This is a genomic window from Photorhabdus akhurstii, from assembly GCF_019090985.1.
GTDB lineage: Bacteria > Pseudomonadota > Gammaproteobacteria > Enterobacterales > Enterobacteriaceae > Photorhabdus > Photorhabdus akhurstii.
This window is the reverse complement of record NZ_CP020335.1, coordinates 2321334-2333739: the sequence shown is the minus strand read 5'-3', so window position 1 is coordinate 2333739 and position 12406 is coordinate 2321334. Positions and strand designations below refer to the sequence as shown.

Below are 12406 nucleotides of genomic sequence, written 5' to 3'. Positions count from 1 at the left end.
AAAAAAGCAATAATTATCTTAAAGGATATTTATGAATAAATCAGGATTAAAAGAAGTCCCTTTGATTACGCCTCAATTTACACATATATGGGACAAAAGCCCTGATCTTTGGTTTGTAAAAGATAAGGAATCGCGTTTTATGTACGCAAATACCAAGTTTATTAAAGCCAATAAGTTACCGGAAAACTTTAATGTTATCGGGTATACCGATTATGAATTACCAACACCAGTTAATGGTTTCGCCCATTATTTTAAAGAACACGATCGCAGAGTCTTAGAATGTATGCAACGAGTATGCTCTGTCGGCACTTATCCTCAAGGTAATGGTCGACCGCCTAAATCCTATTTTTGCGAGAAATACCCATTAATGGGGGAAGATAATCAATGTATGGGCATCATTTCCCATGCCAGAGAAATAGAACACTTCACAGTGTCCCATTATATTAAGAATAATACCCCAATATCTGCCTGTCCCAGACCACCTAATGATTTACTAAATGAGAAAGAGTGGGTGGTTATTTTTCTATTTTGCTGCGGTATGAATAATAATGATACGGCCATTGAAATGAATGTTTCATGCCATTCGGTGGAAAAACATTTTGAAAGTATCTACGAAAAATTATCGGTCAGTTCACTGACAGAGTTACGAGCACTTTGCAAAGAGAATGGCTATGACCTCTATATGCCGCCAAGGTATTTTCTATCTATAGGCCATTTTATATTATAAGTGATTTATTTTACTATTAACTGTTACTCACCTCATTGATTAATTTTATTGATAATTAGGAATGCAATTAATGATATCGCCGACTTTTACATTAATTCAAGGTTTATAAGCCTTGATATCGATTTCCCCATACTCAGAAAATATTGCACATATTTTGGATGACAGACGATATATACCGCCGATTGTGGCGGATGTTGCTGCATCCAGAACAATCTTCTGCCTCTATTTTAGCCTTTTATTACAGCAAGGCGACGGCCTGTGCACAGCTTTGACTCAGGAGCCTTATCACTGTCTCAGCACCGCTTCGATTGGGATTTATCCTTATCATCCGTTTCTCTAACGAGGGATCAGACTGACGGAATGTACCGGACAACCGGTAAAACAGCGGCGGTATGTCGAATTTCGATTCGGCGCCCACCGGATAAGGCAGCGCACCAAGCTTATGAGCAACATGAAGTACCTGTTCGGCAATCTCATCATAAAACTCCACCAGCAATACTTTCGATTGCGCATTGGCGATAAGCACCCGTTTTACCTGTGGAATAACTCCCTGATTAAGCCGGACCACTAATGTTTCATTCACCTGAGCCTGTACAGCATGCATCACCGGGGCAAATACCAATCCACGTAATACCTCCAATGCCTGAAATCCCTGTACCTGACTGCCACCGGAATACATATTACGCCGGATGCGCTCTATTGCCGCTTGCTGGCCGACTACGACACCAACACCTTGCGGACCAAACAGTTTAAAGCTGGAGAAGGCCGATAACGCAGCCCCCCATTCACAACCGATATGTTCCACTTTCATGGCTGCATAGTTATCGTCAACCAGAGCCGGTAGTGATGTAGCATTTAGCAGTGATATAACTTCTGCCAATTCATAAGCATCATCAATTTTCTGTCGCGTGTGTTGTACTAACCCCGCCACCGGCGAATGTTGCAAAATCGCAGCTCGGATTTGTTCAGATTGATTGAAATCGGCCCGTACCAGATGCAAACCCATTTGCTCGGCAGTAACCGCTGTCGAAGGATATAACGGCGCATCATGAACCAGCAGGCTATCGCCCGCGTTAAGTAATGCCGCCAGCCCACAACGTATTGCGCCGGTTCCCGCCCCTTGCACTAATACAGCCGCTTCGGCGGAAAAGAAATCTGCGATAACCTGTTCAACACGTTGTGTCACTTGTGGCCGATTCAATCCCGGCACCAGCCCTAAATCTCCGGTGGTGAGAAAATCCGCACCGGGAAAATGGCGGCAAATAATATCAACTAAACGAAACTGTTTGTGCTGCGCCTGTTCCATGCTCAGACTTGGTAATGGATATGTGTTCAATATCTGTTCTCTCGCACTATCTGTTTTCCCTAAATTCCCCCCCTCTATTTTTATCATCACAAAATAAAGGGGAAATTAATTCAATTAACTGATGCCCACCAGATAGATGATGTTAGCTAGTACACCCACCACAATCGTTGCAATAGGCCCAATCGCCATTTCAACCAAAGGACGTTTAGCCGTGCGGTTGAGTAAATAAATGCCCGCCACCACCATGAAGCCCATGCCCGGCAAAATGGCATTGGAAGCCATCATTCCCCCCACCAATAGGGCAACTTCCAACATGCGGGTAATGACGGTACGAATATGTTCACCACAAGCTTTAACGCCAGGATATTTATCCAACCAGATAGCAATTCTTGCCAGTAGTTTGATTTCCATAAACATAATCACACTGCCAGCAATGAAGGCAATCCACAGATTATTGGTCACTAATCCCGCGACAAATACAAATTTCATGCCGACCGGGCTATAAACCCCTGTAGCAATGGCGGTCATACCAACCAACGGCACAAAGCTGATAGCTCTGGCAAGCGCCACCAGCATAGCGTTAGCCCCTTCCCCCTGCGCCATCAGTTGCAGTGATACCGGCCCTTCCGCCAGCAGACTAAGCGACATCGAAGCCGCTACAGCGGTCAATCCTCCACTGAATACCAGCAACCAGATGTTATTTTGAATACGCTGTATCCGCGTGGAAAATAATCCAACCAGCATCTCGTTCGCGCCTTTGGCCGAAGCAGATCCCTCGCCAGCTTTGGGTGCACGCTGTTTCATAGCAAAATAGAACATTACTATCATCGAAATCAGTAGGGCCATCCCGTTAGGGTCCAATTGCACCGGTTTGCTCAGGGCGCCGCCAAAACTCAATGATCCTACGGCTTTCGTCGTGATATACCCCACCAATGTCGCAATCAGCACCCATATTCCTTTGCCATATCCATATTGATAGGCCACCACAATCGCAGGAAACAGTGCAAAGCAGGCCACGATAGGATCGCCGACTTTACTCAGGTTGCCCATGAAATTAACCGGCAAATGGGCAAAGATATCGACAACAGATCGTAAACCGGTCATCAGGGCAACGGCATATAGCGCCCCCAAGATAGCGGAAAGTATGAAACCTTTTTTACTGTTTGCACACCAGGTACCAATAACATCGGTTCCCAATAATAAACTATGCACCAAAATAATCGGGGCGGTCAGCGAGAACGGAATACCAAAGCCGATAACCAGACCAAAACTTAGGGCAAAACTGGTGGCCGCCAAGGTTTTACGATTCATACGCCCTTCCAGATGTTCCGGCATTAAAGGACGTAGCCCATCATGAAATACCGCAATACCACGGTTAGCCATCATGGCAGATATTCCACCGATCACCGCTAACAAACCGGCCTTAAATGGATCAATTTCCATTAAACGAGTGAAAAATTCATATTCCATTTTCCTGTCCTCATGAAGAAAAAATAGCCCCGATAACAACTGGAATAACCGCGTCTATATCCTGACCAGTAAAACCAAATGCGATTTTCCCCGCGTTAACATGGGCAATAATTTCTTCATCAGGCAGGATCTTGCCTGGCATACTGATGGTCGCGCATTTATCAATACCAACAATAGCAATTACCATCGCCAAAGCGCCTCCACCTGTATTACAGGCCCCCAAATAGTAATCCGCATTACCACTCTTAAGCGCTATCGCGGCATCTATGTCGCCCATCACGGTAATGGACGAGACTTTATCCCCGGCCAGACGGCGTAAAGTTTCAGCAATTTTTTCTTTCTCAATTTGTCCTCCAATAACAAATCTCATATGTTTTTCCTTTAGTTGAAAAATAGCGTTGGGTTATCACGTAACATCAAATCAATATCGGTTTGCGTTAATCCAGCCTCTTTTAACATCGGCACAAAGGTGGTGATCAAATAGGCAAAACCATTGCCGCCATTAGCTCTTAAGTGAGAACGACGGGTAATATCCATCGATAACATGACGCGGTTAAGTAAGCCACGTTGGGCCAAGGTCTTTAACATAGCGATCCGCTTTTCATCCGGGTAGTAATCGTTTTTGCCAATCGTGTCGAACTGGATGTAGGCACCCTGCTCAATGATACGCAAAATATTGTCCAGATTATCTTTAAGATCACAGTGACCAATAACTACGCGTTCAGCATCTACACCGTGCTTTTTCAATAATTTCAGTTGTTCAAAACCCATCGTGCTTAATGTCGTATGCGTCGAAACAGGCCGCCCAGTTTCCAGATGGGCTATAGCCGCAGCATGGAATACTTTCTCTTCATCAGGCGTAATTACTCCTTTGCTGGAACCAATTTCCCCAATTACTCCGGCTTTCAACGTTGTACCATCGATACCCTGTTCAATCTCAGTGATCATTTCATCCGCCAGTTGTCGAGCGGTGGTATGTGCTACATGCTCAGGAAAAAAGGCAGATTGGTAATAGCCAGTAGAAACTATTACATTAATGCCGGAGTCCCGCATCAGATCCAGCATAAACTGTGGGTTACGTCCCATGTAACGATTGGTCATCTCCACAATATTGTGTACACCCAAGCTGACCAGTGTTTTCATCTCTGCACAAATCAGGTCGTACTGATCCAATCGGCAGTCAATGTTGTTTTTAAATGATGATAAATCGAGATGCAGGTGCTCATGCGCATAGGTATAGCCAGATGCGTCAATTCTGTTTTGCTGAGTCATAAGTAAGACGGTCCGAAGATAAAAAGAGGATGAAGGTGAAGAGGATGGAAGTGCATCTATTCACAGGTCATTTTTTCTCCATTAATCAGAATAGGGTTTCCCTGGCTGTCATAAAGCCCTTCCAATACTGGGTGTCCTGACTGAATACCGCTAACCAACGCCACATCACTGCGAGTAGCAAATATCTGGGTGCGAAAGCACAACATAACAGCACAACCGACCGGAAATTCACCGCTCAGGGGAAAATGGTAATCAATACTGGCGTCATCCATCGGTAACAGGCGAGTGGAGGTGATCTGACCGTTTGGCAGGAATATCAGTGCATTATGCGCCCGTCCACGACGATAATAACCGCCGCCATAACAGTAGCTGTTGCCGTTAAATCGGTGAGATATTTCTGTCAGATAGAGCATAGCAATGCGTTCTGGTTGTTCTCCCCGATAATTGGCAAGGATTGTTCCTGTTAGCGCATGTCCCGGCTCGGTATGGGTAACACCATACTTTGCCAGTAACGGCAGTGTGCTACAGCTTGACGCCGACGGCGCATTTATCTGCGTCACCTCAACCCCTGCCTGTCGTAAAATGTCCTTTGCTTTCAGTAAAGTAAATAAGTTTGGCGCCGGCAGTGTCTGCTGCTGGACGTCTTGCCACAACAAGCAAGGAAAATGTGTCAACCCTGTCAGTTTTACACCGGGCATTGCCATAATGCGCTGAACGACGGCGCTCAATTCCGATAAATGAAAACCCGCTTCCTGACCAGGATATAAATGATCATGATCATCATAGACTTTCAGCATAATACGTTGCACATTTCCCTCACGTTGAGCCAGACTGGAAATTTCCTCCGCTTTTTCTAACGAAAATACTGTGATCACTTCCGGATGTTGTTGCATCACTGAAGAGAGCATATTGCGAGGGATCTGTACCAGATGGCCTACATGAGTCACCGGGATCTTCCCGTTCATCAAGACTCTGGCTTCTTTAAAATCCACCGCAGTGACGCCCTGATAACCCAGTTCTAGCAGTTTACGTGCCAACCAGGCGTTACGACCAACCTGTTTGGTCATCAGATAGAGAGCAATACCATGACGCTCCGCTACCGCAAGTAATCGTCTGGCATTGTCTAAAACCTGATCAACGTCAATAACATAAGTATCTGGTAGTAAGGCTCCTTGCGCCCATAACATCTGGGCTGCCTCAATTAGTGCCGGATTTTGTTTGTTCAGCGCATGCATAAACATGCTGTACCTCCTGTACTTCTTCGGCGATCAATGCCACTATAAAAACCTAGATGTTAAATCATCATTTTTTTGAATATTTGATGGAAAAAAAAATTTCCCTCATCTCTGTTGGAGTTACCACTGCCCCTTAGCCGCCCAAAGGCTAAACAAATTTACCAGAAGGTACCCCTCCTCACAGGGATGTAATTGCACGTCAAAATGTGCCAACAGCGAAGCGTTAATCTCTTGCAAATGAGAAAAAACACTCGATTGACGCACTTCCATCAACAGCTCAATATCCATTGAACTGATTTGTTCTCCCCGGCGTGAGCGCATCAACGCATTAGCCATATGTGTTATTACTGTTTCCCCTAGCGCATTCCTGACTGGAATTTTCCAATCATTTTCAAGCTGCGCCACAACCTGTAGCATGCCATCATAGATATCCTTATCAATGACATTTCCCTGACAGAGTAGATTCAGTCGATTTTCCATTTCGTGAACCTCCCTACATGCCAAATTAATAACTTGGGTCCTGCTGGCCTGCCAATACACGTTGTTGATGGGACAACAACTCTGTTTTATTCACCATAGTACGTACAAGTTGTTGAATCAGAATGTCATCAGTTCTGGTTAAAACCACCGCCTCGGAAGCTTGGATAAAACATGCGCTTCCACGGAGCGGCACTGCGATAAGCTCCCTAGAACTAAGTTCAATTTCTCTGCTAACGTTCCAGATCACCGCGTCAATGTCACCTTTCGCCACTTTATACAAGCTCTCGTGGTAAGAAATATCCACCAACGTGATATCCTGCCCGGCAAAGTACACTTCAGTCATGATCTTCTGGTCGGCAGAACGATGATCCAGCCCAACACGACGAATATTATGTTCACCCCCTTTGCGATAAATCAGTTGGTGTGCGCCAACATAGGTCTGTGGCCCCAATTCAAGTACAACGCGGACATCACCCTGCTCCAGATAAGTCTGCGCCGCCAAATGTGATACCACCGCCAAGTCATAAATACCGCTACGCAAGCATTCCATCCTGGCATCTGAACCTCTCATATGGGCGAAGTAAAACGGAATGCCCTCAAATTGCGCTTTCAAGCCGCTCGCCAATCCCTCATACAATCGGGTATAGGGCAGCGGCATCGCACAAACCACGTTACTAATGTCAGCATGGGCTAACAGCGCTTTGTGATCCACACTAACCAAATAGCTGCCATTGCGCCCCCGCCGTTCCACGTAAACCGCGCCAGAACTCTCCAGTTTTTTTAATGCAAACTGAACTAGCCCAACAGATAACCCATAGTCAGATGACAGCTCTTCAATCGTCTTCAACCGATTACCGCAATGCTCACCTAGCAGATAACGCGCCAGACACGCCTGAGCAACCCCCTCTTTTTTTAACAAACCGCGACTCATAATAATTCTTCATTTTTTTGAATGTATTTATATCTAATTTAAGCAGGCAAATAACAATCGGAAAATAGCAAAAATGCGAATGAGGTCACGAATAAGTAGATAATTTCCTGTAATTTCAATGAGTTTAATTCAATAACTAATAATTTCTGTTTTTTATGCTTTAGTTGTGGTCGTTTCTGGACGCTCAATTTCTGGGCGCTTAAGCAGTGCATAGATCAATCCTGCCAACAGGGTACCGATAATAATCGACATCAAATAACCCAATATTGGTGTGATAGCTCCTGGGATCAACAGTACAAACAGGCCACCGTGCGGCGCCATCAATTGCGCACTCACTGCCATAGAGATCGCTCCCGTCACCGCGCCGCCAACGATACAACATGGGAGCACTCGCATCGGATCGCGGACAGCAAAAGGAATCGCGCCTTCGGAGATAAAACACAGGCCCAACACCAATGCGGCTTTACCACTTTCCCGCTGAACGTTATCGAACTTCTGCCGGGCAATCAGGGTCGCCACCCCCATTGCCAGCGGTGGAACCATCCCCGCGGCCATAATGGCAGCCATTGGCGCATAGGCTTGCGAACTAAGCAAACCGACACCAAACGCATAGGCCGCTTTGTTTATCGCTCCCCCCATATCAGCACACATCATTCCACCCAAAATAGCCCCTAGCAGGAGCGCGTTGGTTGTCCCCATATTAGAAAGCCAGTACGTTAGCCCCGCCATGATACCGGCGACGGGTTTACCAATAACGTAAATCATAATCAGACCGGTGATCAGGCTGGCAAATAGCGGAATGATCAAAATCGGTTTCAACGCTGCCATACTCTGCGGCAATTTCACCTTGGTACTGAGAAACTTCGCTACGTAACCGGCGAGGAAACCCGCAATAATACCGCCAAGAAATCCCGCGTTGGTGCTAGTTGCCAGCATGCCGCCAATCAAACCAGGCGTCAGACCTGGGCGATCAGCGATCGAGAAAGCAATGTAACCTGCCAATACGGGGACCATCAGGGCAAAAGCTGAACCACCCCCAATTTGCATCAATGCGGCTGCCAATGTACCCGGTTCTTTAAATGCAGTGATGCCAAAAGCAAATGAGAGCGCGATACACAGACCACCCGCCACCACCATCGGCAACATATAAGAGACGCCGGTCAACAGGTGACGATAGATGCCGTTATTCTTTTCTCCTTGTCCGCTTTTAGTACTATTCTGCATACTATTCTGCCCTGTCGGCTGGAAAGGTTTAGCTTCGACCAGCGCTTTATCAAACTCTTGCGCTGTTTTCTTCAATGCCAGCCCGGTGGAGGTACGGTACATAGGTTTTCCTGCAAATTTCTCCAGATCTACGTCAATATCTGCCACGATCAGCACCAAATCCGCTTTTGCCACCTCTTCCGGTGTAATAACATTGCCCGCCCCTACCGAACCGCGGGTTTCCACCTTTACCCACCAGCCGCGCTTTTTGGCTTCGATTTCGATAGCTTCCGCGGCCATAAAGGTATGTGCCACACCAGTAGGACAAGCAGTAACCGCGACAATGCGTTTTATATCACCACCGCTGTCAGTTGCCGGTATCTGGTGCGGTTGTGCATCGGTTTTTGCCTGCTGAAAGAAATCTTTCGGCGCATGCAATGCCTGTTCCGTATCGCCGAGATAAACAAGCTTACCGTTCAGTGCGTTATCGGTGGGAACGCAATTGCCGGTCACGACCACCAAATCGGCTTCGGCTGGATCTTCTGTTAGTATCAGTCCGTTTTCCTCCGCAGAGGCGCTGAGAATTGTTTTCACCAGATAACTTCCGGCAAGTCCGAGTGAAGGATCAATGATAAGCAATGTTTTCATCATGCTTCTCCTGCTATTAGCTAAAAGAGTTGTAGATCGACGCGCGCCATTTTCACAGCCAACTGGGGATTTTTACTTACACGGCCCTTCCCCCAAACCGGAAATAATCGCTTCACCAATGGCAGCTATCGCCTGCTGCGCATCATCGCCATTAGCAGTAATATGAAGCCGGTGCCCTTTTTTAGCGCCCAATGCCATGATTTTCATCAGACTACGGCCATTTACCGGTTGACCGGCGCCATCAAGGTTGATAATGGTAATTTCACTGGAAAATTGCCGAATAACATTAACCAACACGGCGCCAGGGCGAGTATGTAAGCCATGTTCGTTGCACAGGACAAATTCTCCACTGGATATCGCGCTCCGCGCCTGTACGCCACTGGTCAGTAATGCCAGCACTGTCGGCGCATCAGCTTTCAGCAAACATTCCGCTTTTTGTGCTAATAACAAGTTACCCAGGCGATGTAACACGTTTAGCGGCTGGTCGTCAGCAACCGCAACGGTCAATAACATCACCACCGGTTCGTTGTCCCGCGTGAACAATCGGCTCACTGCCACAGCGCTGGTTAAATTACCGTCGGGACTATCGCTTAACCAAATGCCCTGCCCAAGATCCAATGGCTTACTGTTAATCACTTTGCTGACAAAAGTTGTATCCACCGCCCCCACTTGCTGTAACCGCCCGGCATTTAATGCCTGTAGCGTCATCAAATCGCGGGCGTTAACATCTAGCGTAATCAGGCTGGTATCGAATTTAAACTCAGGCTGCTGAACTTCGCCCATTAGCAATCTATGCAGCGCCTGCGCTGACTTAACAGTTTTTAGCTGTTCAGCAATACGATCATCGCTCAGTAGGTGCGTTAACTGACGCAGTAGTGCCAAATGCTCATCGGAACGTGCGGCGATACCAATAACCACATAACACATCGCCCCTTGATCCCATTCAACACCCTGTGAAAAGTGAAATACCTGTACATCGGTTTTCATGACCAGATCGCGAGTATCTAGCGTGCCATGTGGAATGGCGATACCGTTGCCAAGGTAGGTAGAAATTTGATTTTCACGTTGCAACATGCCGTCAACATAGGCATCGCTGACATTACCATTAGCGGCTAGCATAGCCGCTACCTGACGAATAGCATCCTCTTTACTGGTTGCAATTGCGCCAGTATGAATATTTTGCAGAGCCAACTGGAACATAATTTTCTCCCTATTACCAAAAATAGAATCGTTTCAGTTTACGCAGAGAAAAAAGCATTAAGTCCATAAAAAGAAAAAGAGATAAAAAAACTGAAACGTTTCAACGAGTGTGAAACATGAATAATTTTCATTCAATACTTATGTGAAATAAAATCGCAATTTTTTGAGATTACTCACATTTTTCCTGCCATCACTTTTTGCCTACCTCCCCCAAGGGATTTGGTAAACCAATAACTTTGCCATTCACCAACCCTCCTAAATTGGTACAGACCTACGTCAGAACGGGTAGTTAAAGAAATAAATTATTAAACCAAAATCGATAAGATATTAGGGAACGACTAGCAGAATGAGTTACGCCGGAGAAATATCATTTTTTCCAAGATCAGGAACAATTATTTGAAAAAATGCTGTATGAAAGGTCTGATATTATTTCAGAAATTTGTCAACGCGATACTTTATTTTTACAGACAGATCTTTGTCATCCCTATTCTCTAAATACAATCACGCTGTTTAAGAGGGTTTTTATGTATGCGCCTTAACAGGCGCATACATCAGAATCGCTTATTCAGTTGAACAAGCATTTTCCTGTGGGACATAATCAAAGTGTAATTCTCGTTGCCGATTCCTTTTTACACCCCAAACACCGTGGAAACGCTCCGCATTACTGGCGGTATATCGTACAGTATGGCGAATATTACTGTGCCCAAGATAATCTTGTATCAACCGAGTATCTATCCCTCTATCTGCCAGCGCAAAACCACAGGCATGGCGCAACATGTGCGGATGCGAATCTATGGAAATCTTAGCCAATCGTCCGAATTGGTTAATAAGTTGATAAACGCGCTGGCGAGTCAGTGCGTTTCCGCTGCGTGACAGAAACAACCAATCACTTTCTGCCCCTCGGAAGGTTTTACGGACTTTTAACCACTCCTTGATCGCTTGGATCTCATAACCCAAAAGAGGATGAATAGTAGAAAATCCGCCTTTTAAACGCCGGATATACAAACTGCCATCATCCAAATCCAGATCAGATAACCGTAGATATCTGGCTTCACTAACACGTAAGCCATGAACAAAGCTCATGTATACCAGACAATAGTCGCGCTCCCCATTAGGACTCTTTTTCGCCACTTCCAGTATTCTTTCCACTTCGTATTGCGTTAGATGTCTTCGTTGACCCATTATGGTCTATCCCAAATATTCTTTATTTTAACGCATGTAACACACTGCGTTATCTGTAACTGATTGAGACCCAGAACCAACCCTAAATCCCCCATAGTAAATAAACCTGCGCCGGAATGGCGGCAGATGACTGTATGAAACTCCTGTTTCTGTACTTGATCTATGTTCAAGCTGCGTAACGGATAGATATTCAATGTCTGTTCTCCGGTAATTCCCCCTATTCTTACCATCCCTAGGTTAAAAGAAAAATAGTGATTCAATTAACCGATTCCCACCAAATAAGGCTTTTCGGCTAGAAATACCAACAAAAATCACTGCAATAAGTTCAATAACCATTTTAACAAAAGGACGTGTCAGTCGATTAATTTCTGGTTCAAATCACTAAGGAAGGATGTTGATGCAGCGATGTTTGTCGGCTTTCGATAAACATTCAATCTCTCTATCTCGCCGGAGAAAACCCGGCCGACAGTAAATTTAACAAACTGGTAACATGAGTAGATGATCCTCTATGTAGAATGATTTGGTATATCAGCTAGATACAATATTCAGCTTTCCAAATCACCCCCAGATTTCAGCCATGTCACCACAATGATGTTATTTACTATCTAAACCCCGAACATTATGACTCATTATTGTCCTCTTCCGCCAATCCTTTGTAACAAAAATTGATTTGCGAATGCACTCACACGTTTAAAAGTTACATGTTACTTTTTCAGTCATTTGTTATTTAAAACAATCGGATAAGTGTCATT

12 protein-coding genes are annotated in these 12406 nt (G+C 45.4%); 1 reads left to right on the top strand and 11 read right to left on the bottom strand.

Annotated features, from left to right (window positions below):
- The first annotated feature begins 31 nt into the window (after positions 1-31).
- Positions 32-727 (top strand): helix-turn-helix transcriptional regulator, encoded by a 696-nt coding sequence (locus B0X70_RS10185; RefSeq protein WP_040152564.1) that lies wholly within the window; start codon positions 32-34, stop codon positions 725-727.
- 238 nt (positions 728-965) lie between these two features.
- Here the strand turns inward: B0X70_RS10185 and B0X70_RS10180 are convergent, their stop codons facing one another.
- From B0X70_RS10180 to B0X70_RS10130, 11 genes are all read right to left on the bottom strand, one after another.
- Positions 966-2063: an aminotransferase class V-fold PLP-dependent enzyme gene (locus tag B0X70_RS10180; protein WP_217471437.1), complete on the bottom strand. Its 1098-nt coding sequence runs from the start codon at positions 2061-2063 to the stop codon at positions 966-968.
- 84 nt (positions 2064-2147) lie between these two features.
- Positions 2148-3503 carry a YhfT family protein gene (locus tag B0X70_RS10175; protein ID WP_217471436.1) on the bottom strand — a complete coding sequence of 452 codons (1356 nt, stop codon included), beginning with the start codon at positions 3501-3503 and terminating at the stop codon, positions 2148-2150.
- Positions 3504-3513: 10 nt separating this feature from the next.
- The gene (locus tag B0X70_RS10170) at positions 3514-3873 is read right to left on the bottom strand and encodes a DUF2620 domain-containing protein (RefSeq protein WP_036807627.1); all 360 of its coding nucleotides are present in this window, start codon (positions 3871-3873) and stop codon (positions 3514-3516) included.
- Between the two features lie 11 nt (positions 3874-3884).
- The gene (locus B0X70_RS10165) at positions 3885-4775 is read right to left on the bottom strand and encodes a phosphotriesterase-related protein (RefSeq protein WP_036775454.1); all 891 of its coding nucleotides are present in this window, start codon (positions 4773-4775) and stop codon (positions 3885-3887) included.
- 56 nt (positions 4776-4831) lie between these two features.
- Positions 4832-6016 carry a YhfX family PLP-dependent enzyme gene (locus B0X70_RS10160; RefSeq protein ID WP_217471435.1) on the bottom strand — a complete coding sequence of 395 codons (1185 nt, stop codon included), beginning with the start codon at positions 6014-6016 and terminating at the stop codon, positions 4832-4834.
- 114 nt (positions 6017-6130) lie between these two features.
- Positions 6131-6490 (bottom strand): PRD domain-containing protein, encoded by a 360-nt coding sequence (locus B0X70_RS10155; protein ID WP_217471434.1) that lies wholly within the window; start codon positions 6488-6490, stop codon positions 6131-6133.
- A 25-nt stretch (positions 6491-6515) separates the two neighbouring features.
- On the bottom strand, positions 6516-7421 hold the full coding sequence (gene yhfZ / locus B0X70_RS10150) for a GntR family transcriptional regulator YhfZ (RefSeq protein ID WP_040152551.1): 906 nt from the start codon (positions 7419-7421) through the stop codon (positions 6516-6518).
- 153 nt (positions 7422-7574) lie between these two features.
- Positions 7575-9272: a PTS fructose transporter subunit IIBC gene (gene fruA / locus B0X70_RS10145; protein WP_217471713.1), complete on the bottom strand. Its 1698-nt coding sequence runs from the start codon at positions 9270-9272 to the stop codon at positions 7575-7577.
- A gap of 72 nt (positions 9273-9344) precedes the next feature.
- Positions 9345-10472 (bottom strand): fused PTS fructose transporter subunit IIA/HPr protein, encoded by a 1128-nt coding sequence (gene fruB / locus B0X70_RS10140; RefSeq protein ID WP_217471433.1) that lies wholly within the window; start codon positions 10470-10472, stop codon positions 9345-9347.
- Between the two features lie 561 nt (positions 10473-11033).
- Positions 11034-11654, bottom strand: coding sequence for a tyrosine-type DNA invertase (locus B0X70_RS10135; RefSeq protein ID WP_052105732.1), 621 nt, complete (start codon positions 11652-11654; stop codon positions 11034-11036).
- Positions 11654-11914, bottom strand: a complete 261-nt coding sequence (locus B0X70_RS10130; protein ID WP_144408158.1) for a hypothetical protein — start codon at positions 11912-11914, stop codon at positions 11654-11656. Before B0X70_RS10130 ends, B0X70_RS10135 begins: the two co-directional genes overlap by 1 nt.
- Positions 11915-12406 lie beyond the last annotated feature (492 nt).